A 25,760-nucleotide genomic window follows, 5' to 3' on the forward strand; every position below is an offset into this window, starting at 1 on the left:
CGCGGGAGAGTAGGTAGCCGCCAACCCCCAACAAGGAGGCCCCGACAGCTGGAGACAGCAGCCGGGGCCTCTCCTCTTTTCACGCCGCGCCCGAACACATCATCCAGGTAAGACTGAGCACGGAGTGGGTACAGCCGCCGAAGGAACCAGGGAAGCTAGGCAGGGGGGGAAACTCTTGGGGCACGCAGGGTTCTGTGAAAATATTTTCAGTGGGACAAGGAGACATTCCAGACGCACTCGCCGAAGGTAAGCTGTAGGACAGGTGAATGGATATGTAACAATCTCACATAAAAAAGGGGAACAGATTTATACTGTTCCCCTTTTTTATGTGAGATAAATTCTTTTGTTGTTAGATCTAATGCTCACCTCCAACAACAACTATATAAAGGCTTTCTTCTTTCAAATACTTTTCAGCTATACTCTTTAATTCTGTAGATGTGAGATCTTTTACTGAGTGCTGTAACTGAGAATAAAAATCAGGAGGCAAATTAAAAAAGACAGTGCTCTTATACTTATCCATTTTGTCGAAAATGGTAGACGTATCAGAAATAAATTTACCTGCGATATGTTTTTGTACAGTAAGCAGTTCCTCTTTTGGAACAAGTTCATGTTGTAAGGCAGAAATTTCTTTAGAAATTTCTGTCAAAGTCTCATTAATCTTATCCCCTTTAATGTCAGTTCCAATAGAAAACAAAGAACCTTTTTCCTTTGAAGAAATTGAAGAATAAATGCCATACGTATAGCCCTTGTCTTCTCTTATATTCTTCATCAGCCTGGCGCCAAAGTATCCACCCAATGTATGGTTTAATACATAGAAAGCGGCATAATCAGAATGGCCAGGTGGAACAACAGTACACCCTATTCTGATGGACGCTTGCATCTTATTACTGGATGGTTGTAAGATAGTTTGAGGAGTAGTACCAGAATTTAAGATTTGATTCCACTCTGTATTTTGAACAGCTTGTGCAGGTAAGCCATCTAAAACAGCAAAAAGAAGGTTTTTTGAAGAAGCTGGAATTTCACCAGTAAGAAAAACTTCAGAATTAGTTAACCTATAGCATGAGCTATGAAAATTTTTCAAATCCTGTATAGTTATTGCTGCAATTTCTTCCTCATTTATCAAGTTTGAATAAGGGTGGTCTTGTCCATAAATAGCCGAAGTGAAGGTTTCACTTGATAAGTAGCTGTTCTTTTGCTTATCAACAGCTAGGGTCTGAATGACTCTTTGCTTCATCAGTTCAAACTCTTCTTCTGGAAAAGCAGGTTGTTCAATAAGTTCCAGAGCCAAAGGTAGTAGGGGCTCTAGATGCTTTGAAAGGCAATATAAAGTAAGAGTAGATCTGTCGAAGCCATGGGAGATTTCTAAGGATGCACCATAGAAATCAATAGAGTCAGCAATTTGCTTAGCACTTTTTTGAAGAGTTCCTTCCTTCAGCATTTTAGCTGTAAGAGAAGCAACACCAGCCTTAGGTTGGTACCACTTACCAGCCCTAAAAACAAATTCAACCCGTGCTATGGGTTGAATGTTGTCTTCTAGTATATGTACTTTGACTCCAGATGAAATAGAAACTACTTCAGGGTGTAGAGCCGTATCGATAACAATATCTGCAATAGGGGGAGCTTCTTTTCTGTTTAAATCCATAGAGGGTTAGTCATTTTCACTTAATTTGAAATGAAGGGTGAAACGTAAGGTTTGCGCCAATGGGTTACCTTGCTCGTTTGGAATAAGGTAAGCGGCATCTACACCAAACTTTTGATAACGAATACCAAGACCCATGGTAAAATAGTTACGGCCTCCCTTTAATTCATTTTCATAGAAATAACCAGCTCTGGCGGCAAACAAGTTGTCATACCAATACTCTAGTCCTGTGGATATATTTACCTCTTTCAGCTCTTCTGAAGCACCACCTGGGGCATCAGTGAACGATTGGAAAATTCCAGAGAATACACTCGTCTCTTCATAAGCTGAAGCATCGTCTGGCGGAGAATAAGGCACTAAAAGCTTGTTACCATCAACTGCTAAAGTAATCTTATTGTACGGATCAAGTTCCATGGTAATGGCAGTACCTAATCTAAGGTTGGTAGGTAAGAAGTCTCTTCTACCAGCGGTCGAATAGGTGATTTTACCACCAATGTTCGATATATTTCCCCCAAGGGCTAGGTTATAATTTCTAGCACCAATGGTTAAGTCTTTGGTATAGTAGATACCCAAATCAACTGCTGCCGAATTGCCTGGTTGAGATTCAACACTACCTTGGCTAGAACCAGAGATATTTGTGTTACCGGCTAAGTTTGAACGAATAAAACGGGCTCCAACACCTAGGCTCAGGTTCTCGCTCAACTTTTGGCCATAAGCAACATTGAAAGTATATTCCTTGGGGTTGAAGTAATCTGTTTGATCACCTTGTGAATTGGTAAACCTAATCTCACCTAAATCAAAGTACAGCAATGAAACTGCTAGAGAAGAATTTTCACCAAGCTTTTTATGCCCTGATAAATATCCCAGGTGCATGTCACTCACAATATTTCTTAACCAAGGAGTATAAGAAAGGGCGGCTCCAAAATCAGTTTCTAAAAAGCCTAGCTTGGCAGGGTTCCAATGAGGAGAGTTCGCATCAGGACTAATGGCTACACCTGCGTCACCCATGGCGGCGGAACGAGCATCTGGAGAAACAGTAAGTACAGGCACGGCAGTTATGATTGGCCTATATGAGTCGTTTTGGCCAATAGTATTTTGTGCTAAAGCCGAAATGCTGGCTGCTATAACAAAGAGGCAGCTAAGTGCACTAAATCTAAGCGTAATAAAGTCCATGCAGAAGTTTTTGGTGTAATCAGAATACGTTATTTAAGTAAAACTAGCTTTTCAAAGCGAGAGGTAGTAGCGCCATCTAGTCTTGAACGAACATTAAGTTTATAAATATATACCCCTTTCGCTAAAACATCATAATAATCGTCACGTCCATCCCAAGTAATACCAGAAAAATGTGAGCTGCCGTCACTAATGCCATGTAATGTCTTAACTAATTTACCAGATACGGTAAAAATCTGAATAAGGACATCAAGCTCTTGGCCAGCTCGGTTATGGTCAAATTGAAAGGTAGTAGAAGAGACAAAAGGATTAGGTACATTAAAGACATGCTCTAAAGCCAATTGTTCGGTAGACGCTACAATAAATTCAATTTTAGAAGTGCTGGAGTTGTTGTGGGTGTCCCAAGCTTTCAATTGCAAAGTATGCGGGCCTGGAGCTAAATCTTTAAAAGGATATCTTACTTTTCCTGATTGGTACGAATCTACATCAGCAGTGTAAAACTCATTTAACAGCAACGGCTCTGAATTCTTATCATCAAGAACGGCTGTAATCTCATGGCCTATGCCTGCGCCGGCAGTATTGATACCATTATCATCAAACAAATGCGCTAAGATAATACCGTCTTTCCCTGTTATACCTCCAGAGACAAAAGACTCATCATTTATATACAACTGAATATCTGGAGGAGTGTTATCAGCAGATACAGTGGCGTCTGCGCTACCAACGGGTGCAACGGCAGCGCCATGTCCGTCTGTAGTGGATGAAAAGGCATATAGATGAATGCTTCCAAACCCTACCTGGTAATTTATATCTTTAGGTACCACAAAAGAAATTTTGAATAAGCCATTGTGTACGCTGGCTAAGCCATCATAAAGAACGTTATTCCTGACCATCACCTCCCGCTTAGTATCTCTAGGCTCATCACCTAACGTGGTCACAGAAGTGCGCTTATCAAAAACTGTAACATGCACCTGCCCTTGAAAATCATTAACGGTTTGCCCATGTGCATTGGTCACCATGCCTTCCATAGTTACTTTTGCTAACGCTTTCAAGGTATCTGTGGTGGCCGCCGTAACAGGTTTTCCATTAATGGTGCTAAGGGCAACTTTCAGTTCTGGATATGCCAGAGTCATAGAGGGGTCTCCCAGTAACGCAAAATTTCTGTTGTTGACCCGATAGCCTAAGCTGTTGTTTTTAGCTTTGGCCAACAGTAAACCTAAGTCTGGCATAGAGCCATCTGCAGTAGGTACAAAAAGAACATTAAAGAACTCGCTATTAAACTTCTTGTTACCGTTTGAATAAACCGGGCGGGTGGTGGTCACCATGCCCACGGCCCCACCTCCAGCGTGTAATAAAGCTGTTTCAGCACCTGAGTTGCGACGCGGGTCGTCATACCTCCCAAATTCACAGGTAGCGGTCAATAGAAACGTTAACTTATCTGCGTTTTTCCAGCTCTGTATTTCATTTATAGTTAAAATCTGCTCTTCAGCCAAGCTAACCACGTTGCCATGCCCGGTGTAATTTACCAGTAAGGCGCCTTTCTCAATGGCCTCTCGCAGATTCCGGTTTGTTTCAGGAGAACGTTTGCCATTCGGCACTGAGATCTGTGGGTATAAATCTAGATATATCTTTTGGGCAAGATACTCCGGATGCTGCTGTTCTACATTCTTCTCCGCCAAGTTTTCAGCATCAAGCAAATGCTCATTTCCATCACCGTCATCCGCTAAGAAAACAAGACGCTTGCGCCAGTTACCAAAGGTTTGAGGGCTTTCATACCCAATGATTTTATCTACCATCAAATCTGCTTCGGCTGCGGATTTAGCAGGTAAGCGGCCAATGCCGACATCAAGGTAGTGGTTCCTACTTTGAGAAAAATCAGTTTCAGACCACTCTCCCTCTTCCTCTGCTAAAAAGCCATAATAGTCATCTGATGAATAAGACTCTATAGGGTCAAGGGATTGCCTTGACTCGTAAATAGGAACAAAGTTTGTATTCTGCGGTAGTCTGTTCTTGTAATCGAAAGAGGCATCGCCAAACAAGAGAAGTTTGAGTTGCTGCTCGCCCCGCTTGTTGCTGCGGTCATACAGCATTTTCATGAAATCACGAATGGCAGTAATGTCTTGCCTTCCTGAAGAGAACTCCTCGTAAATCTGAGGCAATGGGACCACCTCTACCTGAAGGCCTGTTTTAGTGCGGCGGTGATCGGCTAAGCGGCGAGCTTGTGTCAAGAATGCTGGATGAGCAATAATAACCAGATCAATGTTTTCGCCGCTTAGGCTATGCAGATTTTGGTTGGCTACCTTTTTGACGAAGGTAGGAGCAGGAAAACTGTTGCCTTGAAAGGCAATGTACTCGTGCAATTGACTACTACTAGCGGAAAAGACGGCAGTACCGTTATTAACAGAATACTGCTGATTAAGAGGTTCCAGTGGATTTGTGATGTTCCAAATTTTAAAATCACTAGCGGAGGGAACACCGGCAATTTGGAACGTGCTGAAAGGCTGCTTTAAACTTTCGGTTGATCTGAAGCTTGTGGAGTTGCCAAATAGCTTTAGTTGCCTTTGTGCTACAATAGCCACGTAATTAAGAAAGCCTGTGGCCGTAGAAAAACTTCCTGGGTGGAAGGTGTAAGATATGTTCAGGCCGTTATTTCCAGAAGGTATTCCATTAAAATGCCTGGTGTCATTTCTGCCTTGTAAATTGTAGTCGCTGATAACAATGGAGTTTAAGCTGTGTTTACCAACTTCTGCTCCATTTAAAGTAACGGTGAACGGATTAACGTTTACAAAAGAACCATTGCTCAAGTAGAAACCTAATACCGAAGATGTGATTTTAACAGGAGTATTAGGCACTAAATCTGTAACTGGAAAAGTAAAGGAACGCTCTTTGGTGAAGTTGTTAAACTCCTCACCGTACCATTCCCGGCCTGAATTAACCCTATTTACCAAGTCCTGTTCATGAAACGCTCTTTCGTCAAAGCTGCTGATGACAGGAAATGAACCAGAAACAGAAGAGGCAGGCGCTATTCGTTTACCAGCGGTTGCACCAACATGCAGGTAATAATACGTAGTATCACTGTAAAGATTATAAGAGTGTGTAAAGGGCGATGGCGCGTTTGGAGTGTGTGACCAAGTGTGTGGCCCCTCTCCGTAAAAAAGAATATAATCACTGTTATCAAATGAGTTGTCACTCTCGCCCTGAACCCAAATAGCGTTTTCTTTTAAATCATCAATACGGGGAGCTGAATTAGGCTGGGGCAACATACCGCCCCCGTTACCATACAACTTCAGATTTTTTGGATTGACAGACTGCGCATTAATGCCCATGGCCTGCAGAGTGGCTCTGTCAATTTTGTAAATGCCGCTTGCCGTCACTCCTATTTTATACCAGTCGCCGCTGCTTAAAACAGAAGTGGTAGCATAGTTTCTTCGGGCAAACGTTTGGTTAGTAGGTCTTCTTTGGGTATTACCGCCTGTTTGATAACGATAGCTGAACTTTACCAATTTTTCCGGAGCCCCCGTTTGCGGATTGAGGCGAAGGGCCTTGAAGAAAATGGTGGACATAGGCACTCGGTTGGCAGTACCTGTTGTAATGGTGGGGTCAAGTTGGGATTTTAATTCTTTGCTAGGAAAATAACGTGCCTCAGCTGCGGTAAGAGGTGCAAACTCTGCTTGTACAAATTCAAAGGAGGTAACGGCCGCATTAGAAATAGTCAGCACATAATAAGGTACTCCTTCACCACTATTATAAGCAGCTTCATCAAAAGTAGGGGCAGCAGGAGGGGTAGCAGAAAGACCAAAAGCCGTAGCAGGTGCATTTCGCCAGTGAATAACACGAGAATCTTCTGACTGAGCCCATGCCGTAGCCACAAATGCCCAAAAGTTTACGGCAACAAAAAGAGATTTTCTTAACAAACGCATGTACACTGGTTAAAGTACTTACTCCGCAACACAGCACCCATTCCATAGGTTCAGAGCCAAGTTTTTGGGTCTATATGCCTATTGAGATGTTTAGATACCTGTAAGGCGGTAAGAAAATAATTCCGTCATTAGGTTAACCAATAGCTTTCTACACGCATCTTCAACTTCATGGTCCACAGCGGCTTTCTACGCTTCTTAAAGTTGTAAACGAAAACAAAAGCCAATTAGTACATCCATTCTTTTTTCAGATGCACTTGCCTTTATACCAAGTTTAAGAAGCTTTCCCATTGAAATAAAACAACTTATGTAGTGTGTTTAAGGCTTAACGGGCAGCGAACTTATGAAACGGAGGGTTTTATGAGAGAAAGTAAAATATATAAGGCTATAGTTATAGGTATGGCGGCAAAATTTAACGCTAGAAAAAAAATAATGGCTAGCCCCAGGAAGATAAACCTAATCTCATTCCCCTTCCAGGCAAAGGTTTTGAATTTAAGAGCAAACAGGGGCAGTTCCGCTACCAACAAATAAGAGAACAGTAACGTGATGCCAATGAGAAAGTAAGGGTTCAAAATAACTTCTGTCAGCCCAAAAGAGTCATTAGCCATAATGAGCGGGAAAGAAATAATCAACATAGTACAGGCCGGGGTGGGTACACCAATAAAAGAAGTAGTTTGACGGGTGTCAATATTGAATTTGGCTAAACGCAAGGCTGAAAAAATAGTGATCAAAAAGCCCAGAAACGGTAGCATGGAGGCAACTGGTTCAGTAAAGCCATTAGACTCAAGGCTGCGCGAAAATAATTGCAGCATGACAGCCCCGGGTACAAAACCAAAAGAAACCATGTCGGCTAGTGAGTCTAATTGTTTGCCTATTTCAGAATACACATGCAGCACCCGTGCTACCATGCCATCCATGAAGTCAAGCACGGCGGCAATGACAACCAAGTAAGCAGCCGTCACCAACTCCTGCTGAAAAATAAAGTAAATGGCTAAACAGCCGCACAGCAGGTTTAGGCAGGTGATAAAATTGGGTATGTTCTTTTTCATGAATGGGAAGGTGCGTTTTTGCCCTCTTTTTCTAAAACTAGCTCAAAAACGGATTGCTGGTTTTTTCTTCGCCAACGGTGGTAGAAGGGCCATGGCCAGGATGAACGGTTACTTCATCTGGTAAAGTGAACAACTTGGTTCGGATACTTTGAAGTAAAGTTTCATGGTCACCGCCGGGCAAATCAGTGCGGCCAATACTGCGGTGAAATAAAACGTCGCCACCAATTACGTTCTGGCTGGGCTCGTGGTAAAAAACCACATGGCCCGGTGCATGGCCAGGGGTAAAAAGCACTTGCAGCTCAGTTTCACCAAAAGAAACGTTCTCTCCCTCTTTCAGGTATTTCTCCGGTAAAATTTCCTGGTACTGCGGAAAACCATAGGCCGCTGAGTAGGTTGGCACGGCACGTAACACCTCCAGGTCTTTTTCATGTATCTCCAGCGGAACGTTATAGGTGTCTGCAACAAATTTATTACCCAACACATGGTCTATGTGGCAGTGTGTGTTCAGCAAACGTACCACTTTCAGTTCTTGCCGCTGAATAAAATCCTTCAGCTGTTGTTGCTCCTGTTGGTTTGAACAACCGGGGTCAATCACCACGCACTCCTTTGTGTCATCAAACAGTACATAAGTATTTTCAGCGAAAGGATTGAACGTGAAGCTCTTTATTTGCAAACCAACAGACATCATAGGTTCTTACAACGTTATTTTGATGGCTCTAAGTTACGCATTTCAGCGGCACAAGCCGTACCTTGCCCTATGATTTATGACTATCTGGTGGTTGGCCATGGCTTAGCCGGCGCTATTTTGACCTGTTTTTTAGAAAACAGCGGTAAAACAGTTGTGGTGTATGATGTGCCCAAAAGCAATGCTGCCTCAAGAGTAGCGGCAGGATTGATTAATCCGGTGGCGGGTAAACGGTTTGCCAAAAGCTGGCAGATTGACGCATTTCTGCCTGTGGCCACCCAGTTTTACCAAGCCCTGGAAAAGCAGTATGGCGAGCAGCTGTTCTTCCAAAAGCCCATTCTAAAGTTATTCTCCACCCCTGAAGAACAGAACACCTGGATGGGGAAAAGCGCCGATACTTCCTGGCAGGAATATGTGGAAACCACTCATTTGCACCTGCCTCCCTCAGAGAATGTGTCACAGGAGTTGGGTGGGCTGCTGATAAAGAAAGGAGGCTATGTGGCCCTGCGTTCTTTTCTAAGTCTGCGGGAAAAAGACTTAGCCGCACGCAATGTCTTGCGCTCTCAACCGTTTGATATAAGCCAGTTGCAGATGGTACCCCATGGAGTACAGTATCAGGATGTGCAGGCCCGGAAAATAATTTTCTGCGAAGGTGCCCAGGGGGCTGAGAACCCCTACTTCAATTGGTTGCCTTTCTCTTTGAACAAAGGTGAAATTTTAGATATAAAAGTGCCTGATTTCAAGGCAGAATATATCTATAACAAAGCAGTTTACGTTGTGCCTTTAGGCGGGGAGAAGTATAGGGTAGGGGCCACGTATAACTGGCGCGACTTAACTGAAGAAATCTCTGAGGAAAGCAAGGAAGAGCTTTCTGGAAAAATTAAGGAAATTTTAAAGAAACCATTTGATATTACAGAACAGTATGTAGGCATAAGGCCTGCTGTGCGTGACCGTAAACCGCTTATTGGGGTCCACCCCGAATTATCCCAAGTGGCCATTTTCAATGGCATGGGTTCAAAAGGGGTTTTAATGGCTCCGTTGTTGGCACAGCAACTAATTGCTGCTTTAGAAGAGGATAAACCTCTTTGGGCAGAGGCTAACATTGCCCGATATTTTTCTTTATATTTAGCATCTAAGTCAAACAGATGAGTCAATTCTCTACTCGCTTACTATATATGATGGGCCGTTTAGCGTTGTTGCTCCTGCTGGTAGGAGTACCCGCTGTTACAAAAGGCCAGGTAGTTGCCCCAGATGATTTCGGCCAGAACCGGATTCAGTACAAACGCTTTGTGTGGCAGTACTACAGCACCCAAAACTTTAATGTGTACTACTCGCAGGGGGGCATGGAGCATGCTCAGCATGCCGCTGAGTACGCAGAAAAGGAACTGAAGCGTGTCACGTCGCTGATTGGTTACTTCCCCTACTCTAAAATCACGCTAATTATCTATAACTCGGTTTCTGACCTGAAGCAGAGTAACATTGGGCTGATTGATGACCCATATAAAGGGGGCAACGATGCGCTCTTTGTGAAAAGTAAAATTGAGGTGGCCTATGAGGGGTCACAGACGGAGTTCAAGCGGCAGCTTACCTACAGCATTTCAGAACTGCTGTTGTCAGACATGATGTATGGCGGTAGCCTGAAAGAAGTGATCCAAAGCAATTACCTGTTGCGTTTGCCTGACTGGTTTGTGACTGGTGCGGCTTCTTACATAGCCGAAGGCTGGAGCGTGGAAATGGATGATTACATGCGCGACATGATAGACAAAACCGGTGGCAGGCGCCCTGAACCTCTGTTTGCGCGGAATCAACGCCTGACAGGCCAATCTATCTGGAGCTATATTGTAGAACGGCATGGGCCCTCTGCTATTCAAAATATTCTAAACCTTACCCGCATAACCCGTGATATTGAAATTGGTATTGCCAGTAGTTTGAACATGCCCTACAAGCGGTTCATGCGCGATTGGTTTGCCTATTATGTAACCGCCAACAGTTTTGCCGAAGGGGAGTTGCCAACTGCTGATAAAGCAAATAAAATAAAGCGCATAAATGCCCGCAGTTACTTATACTCTGAGCCTGTGCTTAGCCCCAGCGGAAAGCAACTAGCCTATGTAATGTACGACAGGGGTAGCTACAAAGTAATTGTGCGTAATCTGGAGCGCGATCGTCAGAAAACAATCTACCGCGGCGGGTTTAAAATGCCTAACCAGAAAATGGACACCTCGGTGCCCTTGTTGGCTTGGCGTTCTGAGTCTGTGTTGGGTATAACAGATTACAAAAAAGGCAAGCTGCAGCTAAGGCAGCAAAATGCAAACAACCGGCATGTTCCGGTGGTAGATGCCATAAGAAGGTTATTCGGAGACAATGAACGTGTCATGTCTTTGGCCGCTTACTCCCAAATCACCGGCTTTGATTATTCAGATGACGGGCAACTGATGGTGCTGAGCGGCGTGAGAGACGGACAAACAGATTTGTTTCTGTACCGAGGTTCGCGTTTGCAGCAACAGCTGACCAAAGACGTGTTTGATGAACTAAACCCATCATTTATGCCAGGTGCCGCCAGCCGAATTCTGTTCAGCTCCAACCGTTTTCAAGACTCATTGCAGTCGGCTCAGGCAAAATTTGGGGCTGTTTCAGACAACTACAACATTTTTGTCTATGACCCCAATACCACCCCTTCTAAGTTCTGGCAGTTAACGTATTCACCGGCCAATGAGGTGCAGCCTAGAGGTTTATCTGAAGATGAGATAGTCTATATTGGGGAAGAAACAGGTATTCGGTCACTTTACCGCCAGAATATTAAAACCGGCACTGTAGAAAGAGTGACAGATTTTCGGCAGAACATCAAAGACTACGACTACAGCAGTAAAAGCGGAAATCTTGCCTTCATAGCCGATGATAGATCAAAGGAGTATGCGTATGTGTACCCTGGGTTTACCTTGGCGGCAGTAGGTGATAAAAGTTTCAAAACAAAGCGCCAGCAGGTACTGGAGGGTCATTACCAGCGGCGTTTAGAGCAGGAAAGAGCAAGAGTAGCGGCTGCATTGGCTGCCAAAGCCGCCGCCGATTCTGTTGCTGCCTTACAGCCAAACACGGCTCCTGCCCAGTCAGATAGTACTACGGTTACTCCGGTAGCTCCGCAAAAGCCCAGAACAATTTTGTCAGTGGCCCCTACAAACGCCGAGTCTTTAGGCAGACCAAGATCTTATGATTTAAGATTTGGGGTAAACAACATTATTACCTCCATACACGCAGATCCATTGTTGGGCTTCGGGTTTGTAATGGAGGTAGGCATGGCCGACCTTTTTGAGGACTATCGAATCAGGGGAGGAGTGTTCGCCCTTACTGATTTACAAACAACGAACTTTTACGCTGAGTACTCAAACCTTAAGAACCGGTACGACTACCGTATTGGTTACCTAAAGCAGAGTGTATTGCAGGTAACAAATGGAGGTGCTGTTAGAAGAAGGTTGCACAAGCATGAAGTAATGCCTGCGCTTAGCTATCCGTTAACAAACGCATTAAGTGTAAAGTTGCTGCCACGGTATTCTAACATAAGGTACACATTCATTGAAAATTTCTCTGTGCCTGACGTGGTCATGGATTTTGCCGGAGTTGGTGGCGAACTTGTTTTTGATAACTCAGTGGTTACCGGCATGAACATGCGCGAAGGTACCCGTATGAAAGTGGGTGTTACCCGCATGTATGGCATAGGTGAAAAAGAAATAGGGTTCGGTAAATTCTACGCTGACCTGCGTCATTATCAGAAAATTCACAAAGAAATCATTTGGGCTAACCGTTTAAGTTACGGGCACTCATTTGGACCATCGCCTAAAAAATACCTCTTAGGCGGGGTAGATAACTGGATCAATGCCTCTGAAGACGATGTGCCTGTTTACAACAACAACATGACTCCGGCCGATTTCTTCTATCTGGAGTTTGCCACCCCTTTACGTGGATTCAACTACAATGCCCGCAACGGTACCCGTTATGTGCTCTGGAACTCAGAGTTCCGCTTGCCATTGTTTCAGTACCTGTTTGAGGGGCCTATCAACTCCGGTTTCTTTAGAAACTTCCAGGGAGTTGGATTCTTTGAGGCAGGAACGGCCTATAACACGGGTAATCCCTTCTCTGAAGACAACTCAGTAAACATACAGCCTGTGCCGCAGCCACCGTTTGAGGTGATTGTACGCAACTTCCGGAACCCGTTCATGTATGGCTATGGCTGGGGAGTGAGAACAACCTTGTTAGGGGTCTACGGCCGCTTTGATATGGCTTGGGGTGAAAAGGAGCTGATACGTGAAGGACCTAAATACTACTTCTCATTGGGTTACGACTTCTAATATAAACGTTTCTTCAGCATTACGTTTTAAGGCTATTTTACCAAAAACAGCCTTAAAACGTGAAAGCCTCTGGTGCAGCACACTGGAGGCTTTCTGTTTGTTAGCACCCGTGATACAAGTAAAAATTTGCCTGTAACACCTGAATATCACCGGCAGCACCGCGCAAGTGCAACATGGGGTGTAAGTGACGCTTTTTCATTAAATTTACTTTTTATCAACTGACTTCGCCCATATGCTTCTTTCAATGACAGGTTTTGGTGCGGCTCAATTAGAGACCGACGCCTATACCCTCAGCATCGAGATAAAATCACTGAACTCTAAATCAATGGACCTGAGCCTGCGGATTCCACGCAGCTTGTCAGACAAAGAACTGGAAATACGTAATCTGGTGAGCCGGAGCCTGGTGCGGGGCAAAGTGAATTTAAACATAGATTTGGCGCGTAACAAAGGAGTAGGGGCCAAGAATAAAATCAACTCAGAGTTACTGAAAGCCTATTACCAAGAGCTGGAGCAAGCGGCGCAGTTATTGGGTGCACAATCTCCTGATTTGTTCCGTTTGGCTTTGCAAATGCCCGAAGTGCTGCAGACAGAAGCCGCCGAAGAAGGAAAAACAGAGGAGGTAAGTTGGGAAACAGTAGCACCACTGCTCCAGCAGGCCATAGACAACCTGAACAGCTTCAGGGCCGATGAAGGGAAAGCGCTGACCGCAGAAATCGTTTCTTACATAGACCGCATCAGAATTTTGCTGGCCGAGGTAGATAAGCACGACCCTAAGCGGGTAGAGCAGATCAAGCAGCGCATTCAGAGCCACTTGCAGGAAATAAGCGCTTCAGAGTCTTTCAACCAGAACCGCTTTGAGCAGGAAATGATCTACTACATTGAGAAGCTGGATATTGCCGAAGAGAAAGTGCGGTTAATTAACCACTTACACTATTTCACAGAGACCGTGTACCTTCCTGAACCAACCGGTAAAAAGCTTGGTTTTATCTCTCAGGAGATAGGCCGCGAAATTAACACCATCGGTTCTAAAGCAAATGATTCCACCATTCAGCACTTGGTGGTAGAAATGAAAGAAGAGCTGGAAAAGATTAAAGAGCAGCTGAACAATATTTTATAACAAGAAGATGTTTTTGTGCTGATTTTACAAAAACATGCCCAAAACGCACATGCTTCAAAAATTACTGGCCATTATCTTGCTCTTAGGAGCCGGCACCACTACTGCTTGGAGCCAAAGCCGCTCCTGCGGCACCATGGAGCATGTGCAACGTCTTGAAAAGAACCGGCCAAACCTACGGCAGCAGCTAAAGCAGCAGGCACGTATGGCCAGCTTCACCGGTACTAAAAGATTATCTGGTAACACGCCATTGGCAGATGTCATCACTATTCCGGTTGTAGTGCATGTGGTATACAATGAACAAACACAGAATATTTCTGATGCCCAGATAGCGTCGCAGATTGAGGTGCTGAACAAAGACTTCAGGCGCTTGAATACTGATGCCGGCAAAACCCCTGCCATGTTCAAAGGAGTAGCCGCCGACACAGAAATTGAGTTTGTTCTGGCCAAACGCACCCCAGACGGAGAGACAACCACAGGCATTACCCGCACGCAAACCAGCGTAACTGATTTTGCCGTTGATGATAAGATGAAATTTTCTTCTTCTGGCGGAAAAGACGCCTGGAATACTGAAAAGTACCTTAATATTTGGGTGGTGCATTTTGCCGCTTTTGAAGATGTGCTGGGGTACGGGCAGTTTCCTAACTCAGGATCACCCTTAACCGATGGGGTAGTAGTAGACTATCGGTATTTTGGAACCACTGGTACCGCTACGGCTCCTTTCAACAAAGGCCGCACCACTACCCATGAGGTAGGGCACTGGCTCAACTTGTTCCATATCTGGGGCGATGAAGATTGCGGAGATGATGCCGTTGCCGATACCCCAACTCAGGAAACAGAGAATGTAGGTTGTCCATCAACTTTTCCGCTGCCGTCTTGTGACAACGTGAGTGACATGTACATGAACTACATGGATTACACTGACGATGGCTGCATGAATTTATTTACCGCTGGGCAGAAAGCGGTTATGCGGTCTGCCCTAATCAACCTCCGCCCAGGTCTTTTAACTTCAAAAGGCGCTATGGAGGTAGAAGTGCCGGTCTTAGACGCTGCTCTAATTGGAGTAACCGCCCCTGCAAAGGTGTTGTGCCAGAACAGTTTTGCTCCAGCGATAGTGTTACGTAACAGGGGCAGCCAAACCCTCAGTAATGTGCAGTTACAGTATAGGCTAGACAATGGAACTCCCCAAACCTACACGTGGACCGGCACCTTGCCCTCTTACCAAAATGTAACGGTTACCTTGCCGGTGCAAACGGCAGGCGCGGGGCAGCGGGTTTTATCAGTTGCCATTGTGTCTCGGAATAACAGTGCTTCAGACGCCAATGCCGGAAATGATCAGATTAATTATGCGTTTCAGGTGCATGGCAGGACGTTGCCTTTGAATGAAAGTTTTGAAAGTGCCGCATTCCCGCCTGCGGGTTGGGAATTGCTGAACCCCGATGCTACTGTGACCTGGGCAAACACTACTAAAGCCGCTAAATCTGGGTCAGCCTCAGTATTCATGGATAACTATAACTATGAATCTGCAGGGCAGGTAGATGAACTAGTGCTGCCTCCGCTGGATTTAACCAGCCGTACCTCACCCATTTTAAGCTTTCATTTGGCGTATGCCTTATATTCTCCAAATGGGTATTCAGATACTTTAGAGGTATTGGTTTCAACTGACTGTGGAGCCACTTATCAGCGGGTTTACCGTAAATTTGACGCCAGCTTATCTACAACTACTCCTGCTTATACAGATGTTCAATTTGTGCCAAAAGCGGGGCAGTGGCGTTTAGAGGCTGTAGATTTATCTGCTTTCACTGCCGCTACCACCGCCATCATCAAATTCCGCCATATCACTGACTATGAGAACAATCTTTATTTAGATGATATCAAAGTAGACGGTGGCCCATTGGGCATTGCTGAAGACTTAGCCAAACAGGCGGTAAAAGTATCTCCTAACCCTACCAGTGGTGTAGTGCAGGTAGAATCTCCGGAGGCGCTGATAACAGAAGTACAAGTGCTCAATGCCATCGGGAAAGTGGTACAAGCAGAAAGCTACGGTCAAAGTAAAAAGAGATCCCTTCAACTTGAATTGCATAACCATCCTAACGGAGTGTATTTGGTCAGGCTCCTGACAGATAAAGGAACTGTTGTGCGCCGGATAGTACTTGTGCGGTAGCGCATTGACAAGCTAATTTTTTTCTACTCTCTATAAGTTCAAGAGCCTGTTTTAGGCCTGTTTTATGAAAAACGGGTGTAAAACAGGCTCTTGTAGTTTTGTATCATTTCACTTGCTGCATTTGAAAACAGCAGAAGATAGACAAAGCATATTGTGGAGTTATAACAGGAAAAGAACGGCATGCACTATGGCAGTAACTTATAGATACTAAAGTCACGGAAGAAACTTTCGCGACATAAAAGCCCCTTAAATTTTTCTTTACAAGATGCTAACTTTAGAGGAGAGGGGGGAGTGGCCTTCGCGCAAAAGAAAATCAGCATTGCTACAATGCTTTAATAAACGCTTTAATGAGTGTAAATACTTCCTTGAACTTAGTTAAAGGGAGTGTATTGGGGGTGTCTTTGGGGTGATGATACTCAGTGGTTGTGCCTCCAAGGGTATAAAAGAAGAAAGCGGGAACTCCCTCCTCGGTGAAATAATAATGATCTGAGTTAGCTGCTTTGCCACGGCTTTTGATCTGGGGCAGTAGCTGGTGCTGCTTGTTCAACTGCTGTAACAAAGTGAACTGCTCAGGGAAAACGGTTCCATTCACCACCATCAAGCCCTCCTCTCCGGTACTTAGCAAGTCAAGGTTCAACAGAAACTTAATGTTATTCAACGGGAACAGCGGATGCTCGGTGTAGAACTTTGATCCTAACAAGCTAGCTTCTTCTGCTGCAAAAGCTATAAACGTAATAGAATACTCAGGAGCGTTCTGAGGCTGGGCATACCAATGGGCCAGTTCCAGAAGCATGGCAGTGCCGCTGGCATTGTCGTGGGCACCCGGAAAGTACAGGTCTTTCCCCTGGTGGCCTAAATGATCATAATGGGCGGTTATGACCACAAATGAATCAGGCTTTTGGCTGCCTTTGATGTACCCAATCACGTTCTGGCTCTGGTACTTTTCTTCCAGACGGGCATCAACGGCAAGCTCTACTTTCTTAGCTTTAGTTGGCCATGACTTCTCCAGCACTTCCAGCACCGGAAACGGGAACTGCCATCCTAAAACAGTGCCCATGAGTTTTGGGCCGGGCTTTAAAACAATGATTGCTTCGGCCTCCAGTATTTGCTCCTGAAAAATTTGAGGCAATGAAAGGAGGTCTTTGAAATGCCGGTCCCGCACCACAATGACTCTGTTCTTAAAGTTATAGGAAAGAAAATCCTGCGACTCATCAACGTCTTGCAGAAGCATAGTGTCAATGGCGTAGACTTTGCCATCGCCTTGCCCGGCACCCGTGGCACCATGTGCTATAAAGTCTACCCCGGCAACTAATGGCTTTCCATTCACTCTTAGGAAAAGCCGGTTGTCCAGAATATTGATGGGCAGGGTGAAAGGCTGCTGGTAGTTTGGCGTGAAAGACTGTAAGCCGATGGAGGCAAATTGCTGTTGTAGGTACCGGGCGGCCAGGCTATCTCCTTTAAATGCATAGCCTCGGCCGTGCAAAGCCGGAGAAGCTAATTCAGCAATGGTTTCCCGCACTCTGGCCATGTCTTGGGCAAAAGCCGGAAACGTAAAGAGCAATAGGCATAGGCTCTGGAGCAGACGCTGACGCATAGGTAGTAAAGGCAAAGAAGCTGTTTTACGCTTGATTTCTGAAAAGTAGGCGAGAAACAAAAGGCCAAAGTGCCAGGCCAAGTAAACACCCAATACAATTGCTCAGCACGTCTGACATTTCCGGAGATCTACCTAAGGACATGGCGCCCTGCAGTAGTTCTATCACAATTCCGAAGAGTATGGAAAGCAGAAAAATTCCGGTAGCAATGCCCTTGGTTAAAACTATACCAGGGTCACGGCGAAACCCATAAAAAGAAAGGAGAATTAAAATTCCAAACAGCAGGGCGTGCGCCAGTGAGTCAAAGGTTAGCAGGTCCAGCTTTGGGGGAGGGGGTAGCGCTTGCGCAGGCATTAATGTCCCTATCAAGATGACGAATGCCCACGCAAGTGCCGGTATGTAATGAATAAAACGATTCAAAGCGGAAATTAAGCGCCTACTAGTTCTTTGTAAGCATCCGCTGAAAGCAACTCATCCAGCTCAGCTTTTTCATTGATAGACATTCTTACCATCCAGCCATCACCGTAAGGGTCAGAGTTTACCAGTTCTGGGCTGCCGTCTAATTTTTCATTCACCTCCAGCACTTCACCGGTAAGGGGGCTGAACAAGTCAGAAACAGTTTTAACGGCTTCAACAGTACCAAATACTTCTTCTTTGGCAACAGTTTTATTAAGGGTGTCAATGTCTACATAAACAATGTCACCTAACTCACGCTGGGCAAAGTCTGTGATACCTACAAAGGCTACATCACCCTCAATGCGCACCCACTCATGGTCTTTTGTGTATTTAAGCTCCGCTGGGAAGTTCATAATATATTCGTTTAAGTTATGATGTCAAAAATACATTCTTTTTACGTGGCAGCACAAGCCTGAATAGGAGTTTTAGAGCTGTTTTTCAGAAAACAGGCTAAAAACAGCCTAATCAGATAAACTGAACCGAAGCTGGATACCGCCTTCTGTCACCGTATTACGGAATGAGTTGGCCACTTTAGGGTCAGTGATGTTCTGCGTAAAGTAGAACTGCAGGTTCAGGCGTTGGCTCACCACATAGTCAATGGTAGGGCGTAGCTGCATCTGAAGGCTTCCGGCAGTGGTCAGGTTGTTCTGGTACTCGTTGCCATCTGTGTCTACTGCTATGGTGCGCTGTACGGTCTCATTGTCTCTGATGGTCAGGTCAAGGCGCATGGTCAGTTCATTTGGCAAAGTACGCGAGCCGCCAATCGGGAACGGAAGTTTAAAGTTGGTGGCGCTGTAGCCAATACCTACCACAAAATCTTTCACCCCGTTTTCGGTTACCTGCGCGTTGGTCATGTTCAGGAGTAGGTTCCGCTGGGTCTTATATTCAACGCGGCCGGAAATCTGTTTCTTCGTCCGGAAGTTGACGCCTATCAACGGCGACATAGTTTCGGTTATAGCCACCTGGTTGATGATGTAATACGGAATGATTTCCCCCTGATTGTTCACCTGATCTGGGAAGCCAGATGGTTCAAACTGATAATCTAATGAAGTACTGAAGTTGGCAACCGCCAGATTAGACTGGTACGCGTGGTTCAGTGTAAACGAGCTGAAGTACTGCTGGAAAAATGGCAATGTAGAAAGCCCGTTATACACAATGTTCCAGTTTGGCAGCGGAATAGCATCGAAAGGTCCTGTAGGTTTTACCTTGAAGCCGTCAATGTCTTTGCCTTGGTAGGCATGAATAAACGCTGGAATCAGCACGTCCTGTGAGTTTAAGGCATATTGGCCGTTGGCTGGGTTGGCAGCATTCATACGGCCGGCTACGGAAGCCCTGTACCGTATGAAATTCTCAAACGCAGGAGAGTTAGTGCCAGACCCACTCTCAAACAACGTGCTGATCGCTATGAACGACACTCGGTAAGCTCCAGTATTGAATGGGTTCTGCCGTTGCACATTCATAGCTGAATCGCGGCGGTAGAATACTTCTTCAATTTCAGAGCGATTCATGGCCCCGTCTAGCGTGATAATGAAGTTCCGGAAAGGCTCTATGGTGGCCCGCGCCGTAAGGTTCACCGATTTTAATGAGCTTAGCGGCGTGTTCAGGTATTGGCTGCTGTCAGTGTACCAGCCTTCGCGGTTGGCGCGCTCGTACAGGTCATGCAGATCAAACTGTTTCCCCAGCACAAAGTCCAGCCCTGGAGCGCCAAAGCCATCGGCTAGGCCAAAGTTCTGAGCAGTTGGCAAGAAGCCAGGGAGAAGTGTTCCTTCTGTGCGGGCATAGGTAAAGTTAACCGATCTGGCAGACATTAGCCCCCGTAAAATGGTTTTTAGAACCTTCAACTCCCTTTTCTTGGTGGTGTCTGCCGCAGCGGCGGCATTAGGCCTACCGGCAGTGGCTCCGGCGCCTGCACGGGTATTTTGGGGTCTTAAACCTGGTTTAGGGCTGGCCGTATTTATTTCTTTCAGAATCTTTACCTTGTTGTAAAGCCGCACCAAATCAATTTTACCGCTCAGGCTAGACTCAGCTTTGTTTTCAATAGTGTTACCTAACCGCAGTGTGTCATTGTTGCTGAGAGCGGTAGAGGCAGATGTCCAGGTGAAACCAGCCTCATAACGGGCATCGGCAGACACAAAGTCAGTGAGCGGGAATTTATCAAGCGGCAGCCGGTATGTAAAGGCTACTAACTGGTTAAAGTTGGTGTTACGACCAAAGCGCCGCAGGTTGTGCCAGATTTCCTCATTCTTCCAACGCAGCGAGTCTACTTCGTCATTAATACGACCGTCTGGCTCATCTACTACGGCGCGGTTGGTAGCGGTATAGTCCAGGGTAAGGCTTTTGGTCAGATCCCATTTTACATCGTAAATCCGGTTAAAGAAGAACGATTTCTGGAACGTAGGCATAATGCCGGCCGTGTCTGGTAGGGCATACGGTGAGCTACGGCCTTGTAAGTAGGTTTCGTTGTACCTACGGTCTAAATCGGCCCGCACGGCTATGCGGCTAGGTACCAAAGAAAAGTTGAACTCTTTGATCCAGCGTAGGTACGGCGATTGGAAAGCTTTGGCCTCAGAAAACGGGGTGTAATTTTTTGGCGTGTTGTTGAACGTATATGCTACGCCTCCAGTGTAAGACTTAGAGAAATTACGATCAGTGGTTATGTCTGTGTGCAGTATCTCGCTGTAGGCATAAGACACTGAAAGGTTCTCCACGTCGTAAATCCTGCTTTTGGCCTCAGGGTTCGTTTTTTCTTTCCGGACGTTTAGCAGGTTTATACTTTTAGTGGTGGTCTGACTGACGACTTCCTGTCGGTAATTTTCCCGCTCCTCATCATTGTCACCAAACTTCTGCAATGATAAATCTAGTTCTGTGTCTCGGTCAAGAGGGTCAAACCTAGGCTCGGCAACGGTAGTACCATATTGAACCGACACCGGAACTACCAAACCTAACTGAGAAGGTAATAGTTTTTCAGCGGCAATATTGGCAGTTACGTCCATTTGCGCTGCATTCTCACGTGCCCGCAGTGCGGCTCGCTCCTGAATTCCTCCAAAACCTACGGCTGTATAAGAACCAGTAGCGGTAATGTTGGCAAAATCAGCGAGCTTTACGTTGGCACGGGCGGTGGCAGCCCAGCCAGCGGTACGGTCAAAATCAGACACTCTTAATTCGTTTACCCACATACAAAGGGAATGAGACGCCTGGTCTGGCGACGCAGGATTCTGCAATCCAATCATAATACTTTGCACGTCACTAAAGTCGGGGTTACCTTTTACACTGATAACTTTGCCGTTAATGGTACTGGTGTACACCTGGTTTAGCGGGAATTGCTCGCGGTTCCGCTGGGCCTTCAGGCGCACAAATTCTTCAAAAGCTACGTCAATGGCATTCTCATCAAACCAGATTTGCTGCGGATCACGGCTGCCCGGTGGGGTAATCTTTAACGGAATAGAATACTCATAGTAGTTCTGCGTGTAGTCAGTACCAATTCTGATGAAGGCATTCATTTCACCGTCTTGGGTGCCACTGGCGCTCTGAGCGTGAACGTACATTTTCAGGCGCTTGTAAATGAGCATGTCCTGCGTTACGTTTTTGTACACCGCCTTGCTGAACGAATCTCTCAGGTTCTCTACACACAACTGCAGAGACTGCTCATTCTGTCTACGGTTATTGGCAGAAGAAAAATCTCTTTGTCTTTCTACCCCCGGAGGCAACAGATAAGGGATAGTTCCTGGGTCTGCCTCGCCGTTTTCTTCCACACTTACAGTTGAAACAAAGAAGTTGTCAACGTCACGGTCACAGCTTAGGCAAGGCTCTCCTTCTCTAATAATAGAGTTGTACGTACGCCATTGGTTGGCCACAAATTGCATCTGCACAAAACGCAGCACCACCGGTTGTTGGAACTGAGTCAGGTACATACGCATAAACCTGATAGACTTGAAGCCAGACATGCCGTTCACAGTGCCAGTAGGCTTGCGGATCGGAATCCGGAACTGGTACCAGTTCACCTGATTACCGGCGGCGTCAACAGTATCTACTTTGTCTACAATGTAATTACGACCCACTTCCAACTGATGAGGCCTCAAGTTGATCTTGTATTCATAATACTGCTCCGTATCACTGATGACGTTGTCGCGGTTGAGGTCTTCTTTGTCTGGGAAAGCGTATGAAGATAAGTTGCTGTTCACCGGGGAGTTACCTTCCATGCCGTTGAAGTGCTTGTAGCGGCCCAAGATGCCCACATTAGCATCATCATAGCTGCCGTCTAAGTGGTGACGGAAGTTATCAGCTGAAGGGTCACCGAAGGTGCCGTACAGCGGGTGGTGCTGCTGAAAGAATACTCTTTCAGCGTCATCATTCAACCCTTCTAAACCTATGTCTTGAAAAGGCCTGGAACCTGGGTTGTTGTCAAACGCATCTGTCAGGTATTGGGTGCGCGCCACTCTGCCCCAAATGGTTTCATCTGTGGCCTGCGGGTTTCCGTCGGCTGGTAAACCATTTTCAAACTCATAGCGCTGGTCTTTTAACAAATCTTCAGAAACATTACCCAAGTTGATCACAAACTCACCCCCTGTGGTATTGTTCACGCTGGTACCGTCTGGATTTCTAACCACGCCCCGCTCGCCTTGAATGAAAGGATCCAGCAACCAGAACTCCAGATATTCTATGTTGGCATTGTCGAAGTTGTTGTCAAAAGAAATGCCTCTACTAATACCGGCCCACTTGTTTCTTGGGTTGTTGTCTGTAAAGAACTTGCCATCTTGGCTTACATCTGGAGTATAGTTATACTGACCCCGCTCTTCAGGGTAGTAAGCCAAATCAAAGGTATATTCAAAGGTGTTATTGGTCTCAGGGTCGCGGTTAGGGAAAATCTCACGGCGCTGTACCCCCCGCACGTAATGGTTCTCCAGCTCTTCGCGGGTTATGTTAGAAGGGCGAAGGTTGTTAGCGGAGTAATAAATCTGGTCTATTGTATACCACGCCAGTTTTGCGCGGTTATACGCATACGCCAGTCCGGTAGTACCATTGATGAGCGGTTGAGGAGTAGCTGCTAAACGCCAGGCATTGGTGTTGAAACCGCCTAAGGTGTAAGGGGTTCGGGCATTTTCGAAGTCATCTATGTAAGACACTCCGTTTTCACCCACAAATTCTGTTTTCTTTGGTACCAGCTGTGCCACTTCTGCCCCTAACGTAACAGTAGAGGGTGCTTTTGTATCTAAAAACGGCAGCTTATCGGTGAGGCGGGTGAGGAATCTTGAATCACGGCGGTAGTTGACGTCCATGCCGTAGATGGTGTTGTTGCTGGGCTCATCACCAATGGCTACACGCTGTATGAAAGGGCGCTCCCCCTGGTGTAGAACCGTGGCTCCCAAAATAAGATCATCATCTACACGGTAATCAAAACGCGCGCCCATTAAGGTACGGGGCTGAATGTTCAGGATGTCTGCTTTCTCAAACGTTACTTTCAGGTTTGACGCGCTGTTCAGATACGCTGGGTTCAAGATCTTTACCCGTCCCAAATCATAAAACACCTGGTAGTCCTGACCTTCTACTAAGCGAGTACCTCCAGAGTAAACGGCCACTGATCCTTCCGCAATCCGGATACCGGGTAGGGTAATTTCATCAGTGCTGGAGGCTTGGTATCTACCGGTTATAAAGAACTTGTTTTTCTGGGCAAACTGTTGGGCATCAGTCTGAATAGAGTCATATAGCTCCTGAAACACATATTTGTCTATGTACTGATCTTCGGTGCCGGGCGTAAATCTGGAGCGGAGGTAAGAGCCAAACGGTTCCACCTGAGGGAAATAAATTCGGCCGGTTTCCGGGTCAATGGTAATGCCCGGAATAAAGTCAAAGTTTCCGTCGCGGGGGCGGTCATTGTTGGTATTCACGTTGTCCAAGTTAAAAACCTGCACCAGCGGAATACCTTTTAACCTGTTTTCATCTTGCAGGCTGGTAAGGTCTCCGCCTGACTCATCGTCTTTGTAAACTACGTTCAACTGAAAGTTCTGCCGTTCAATTTGATTCGCATTCAGGGCGTAGACGTTTTTCATCATCAGGTCCCAGGTAGGCAAACTCAAGGCAGGGTTAGTGGCCCGCAGCAACTTCATGAAAATAACCTGATCTTCGGCTATGTTCTGATAATCATCTTGCAACTCACCAACTTTATAAGTACGGCCATTAAGGGTATATTCAAACGCGACACCTAATACCTGTTCTGGTAATAAAGCAGAGTTCAGGGAGATATAGCCTAACTGGGGGTTAAATTTAAATTCTGTAGGCTCCAGGCGTCTGGCTCTTACGTGTTCAAAGTCAACGGTTTTGCGCAGTCCCAAAGACTCCAAATAATTGTCTACCCCAGTGTTGCTTCTATTGTTGGAAATGGTGCTATACAAAGAATTTTGGCCGTTGCCTGCCCCTGATCCGGCGGGTACGTTGTTGTTATATTGGTCGCGGTACGGGTTGGACTCTCCCAAATCCATCAATGCCACCATGTTGCGCAGGTTTTGGGTAGTGCGGTTGTCGTTGGTGATGTACACCTCTACCCGCCGGATAACAATGCCGGAATTTACCAAGGGTAAGTTTCGAAGCGCTTGGTCGTAGCGGCCCCGGAAGAACTGGGCCAGAAAGAAGTGGCGGTTGGCGTCATACTCATCGGCACGGATGGCAAAGCGGCGGTTCTGTGCTCCGTTCTGTATGTCTACCTGATCTATGCTCCCGCGCTGGTTGGCTGCAATACCTGTAACCGACAAACGGCCCAGTTGTAACTGCGCCTTTAAACCAAATAAATTCTGCCCACCGGTAATAAGTGAGTTGTTAAGTGGTAAGCTTACGTTACCGGCCTCTATTTTTTGAATGATTTCCTCTGGGTAGCCGGTATATTCCAGCTTAAGGTTGTTTTCGAAATCAAAGTTCGCCTTCGTGTCCCAGTTGGCCGTGATGCGCATTTTTTCCCCAATGCGGCCATCAATGTTAAGGGCTATGCTTTGGTCAAACTCAAAGTCGCCAATGCTTTGCTGGCGCAGCGGAATGGATGGGTTCTCATTGCGGTTAAAAAGTGCTCCAAACTTTAAGGTAGCCAAACCATTAGGTCTGATATCAACGGTGTTGCCCCCAAAAAGGCGGTCAAAGGTGCGGCCCCCCACGTCAATGGTTGGAATTAAGCGGCGGCTGGTGGCGGCTGGATTCTGTTCGTCTAAGCTTAAAGATTTTGCACGCCAATAGTCCCTGATGGCTTTGCGTTGCTGGTACCGTGAGTACTCCTCAAAGGACATGGTACTAGGAGCCCGGTAATCGAAATCTCCTATCTGCTCGGTTATTTCGTAATTTTTCAGGCTGTCATCTGGCTCTACCTTCAGCTCAATGTTAGAAGGTAAAGGCAAAATGAGTGGTGAAAAGGTTCTGCGGTTAGAAAATGGGTCTCCCCAACGGTCTTTTACTTCAAGTTTTGGCCTTCTTGAAGGAATATAGCCCTTGATGGTGTCTTGTGCGTTTTCTGATGAAGCCTGCAAAAGGGCACCCACGTCAGCCATAGAAAAACTATTTGGCTTGGCCTGTGAAAACCATGCCATCAACGACACCAACCCTACCGCGGCTGCAAGAATGTGAGGCTTACTATTTTTAAACACAAAAGGGGTTAC

At 45.9% G+C, this 25,760-nt stretch carries 13 protein-coding genes; 4 read left to right on the forward strand and 9 right to left on the reverse strand.

The annotated features are described in order from the left end of the window. Positions 1-355: 355 nt before the first annotated feature. The 5 genes from A8O23_RS18545 to A8O23_RS18565 form a co-directional block, all read right to left on the reverse strand. Positions 356-1,642 (reverse strand): M16 family metallopeptidase, encoded by a 1,287-nt coding sequence (locus A8O23_RS18545; RefSeq protein ID WP_066624710.1) that lies wholly within the window; start codon positions 1,640-1,642, stop codon positions 356-358. A gap of 6 nt (positions 1,643-1,648) precedes the next feature. After that, entirely contained in the window at positions 1,649-2,812 is a 1,164-nt protein-coding gene (gene porV, locus A8O23_RS18550; protein WP_066624711.1) for a type IX secretion system outer membrane channel protein PorV, read from the reverse strand. 29 nt (positions 2,813-2,841) lie between these two features. Continuing rightward, a complete protein-coding gene (gene porU / locus A8O23_RS18555; RefSeq protein ID WP_066624712.1) occupies positions 2,842-6,729 on the reverse strand; it encodes a type IX secretion system sortase PorU in 3,888 nt (1,295 codons plus the stop codon). A gap of 338 nt (positions 6,730-7,067) precedes the next feature. Further along, entirely contained in the window at positions 7,068-7,775 is a 708-nt protein-coding gene (locus A8O23_RS18560; protein WP_066624713.1) for a CDP-alcohol phosphatidyltransferase family protein, read from the reverse strand. Positions 7,776-7,812: 37 nt separating this feature from the next. After that, complete coding sequence (locus A8O23_RS18565) at positions 7,813-8,463, reverse strand: MBL fold metallo-hydrolase (protein ID WP_239693448.1); 651 nt, start codon at positions 8,461-8,463, stop codon at positions 7,813-7,815. On the opposite strand from A8O23_RS18565, the gene A8O23_RS18570 reads away from it, so the two are divergent. The 4 genes from A8O23_RS18570 (at position 8,443) to A8O23_RS21500 (ending at position 16,078) form a co-directional block, all read left to right on the forward strand. Then, complete coding sequence (locus A8O23_RS18570; RefSeq protein WP_239693449.1) at positions 8,443-9,609, forward strand: NAD(P)/FAD-dependent oxidoreductase; 1,167 nt, start codon at positions 8,443-8,445, stop codon at positions 9,607-9,609. The two genes, A8O23_RS18565 and A8O23_RS18570, sit on opposite strands and share 21 nt — an antisense overlap. Further along, a complete protein-coding gene (locus A8O23_RS18575) occupies positions 9,606-12,800 on the forward strand; it encodes a hypothetical protein (RefSeq protein WP_153042279.1) in 3,195 nt (1,064 codons plus the stop codon). The genes A8O23_RS18570 and A8O23_RS18575 overlap by 4 nt, the downstream gene beginning before the upstream one ends. A gap of 232 nt (positions 12,801-13,032) precedes the next feature. Continuing rightward, complete coding sequence (locus A8O23_RS18580; protein ID WP_066624725.1) at positions 13,033-13,917, forward strand: YicC/YloC family endoribonuclease; 885 nt, start codon at positions 13,033-13,035, stop codon at positions 13,915-13,917. A 49-nt stretch (positions 13,918-13,966) separates the two neighbouring features. Then, positions 13,967-16,078, forward strand: a complete 2,112-nt coding sequence (locus A8O23_RS21500) for a M43 family zinc metalloprotease (protein WP_161486767.1) — start codon at positions 13,967-13,969, stop codon at positions 16,076-16,078. A 322-nt stretch (positions 16,079-16,400) separates the two neighbouring features. Here A8O23_RS21500 and A8O23_RS18590 read toward each other — a convergent pair whose 3' ends face one another. From A8O23_RS18590 to sov, 4 genes are all read right to left on the reverse strand, one after another. After that, complete coding sequence (locus tag A8O23_RS18590; protein ID WP_153042280.1) at positions 16,401-17,687, reverse strand: M28 family metallopeptidase; 1,287 nt, start codon at positions 17,685-17,687, stop codon at positions 16,401-16,403. A 10-nt stretch (positions 17,688-17,697) separates the two neighbouring features. Beyond that, positions 17,698-18,090: a VanZ family protein gene (locus tag A8O23_RS18595; RefSeq protein ID WP_153042281.1), complete on the reverse strand. Its 393-nt coding sequence runs from the start codon at positions 18,088-18,090 to the stop codon at positions 17,698-17,700. An 8-nt stretch (positions 18,091-18,098) separates the two neighbouring features. Further along, a complete protein-coding gene (gene gcvH / locus A8O23_RS18600) occupies positions 18,099-18,479 on the reverse strand; it encodes a glycine cleavage system protein GcvH (protein WP_066624738.1) in 381 nt (126 codons plus the stop codon). Positions 18,480-18,587: 108 nt separating this feature from the next. After that, positions 18,588-25,748 (reverse strand): T9SS outer membrane translocon Sov/SprA, encoded by a 7,161-nt coding sequence (gene sov, locus A8O23_RS18605; protein WP_239693450.1) that lies wholly within the window; start codon positions 25,746-25,748, stop codon positions 18,588-18,590. Between the last annotated feature and the right edge of the window lie 12 nt (positions 25,749-25,760).

Origin of the sequence: Rufibacter roseus, from assembly GCF_001647285.1 — a bacterium.
Classification (GTDB): domain Bacteria; phylum Bacteroidota; class Bacteroidia; order Cytophagales; family Hymenobacteraceae; genus Nibribacter; species Nibribacter roseus.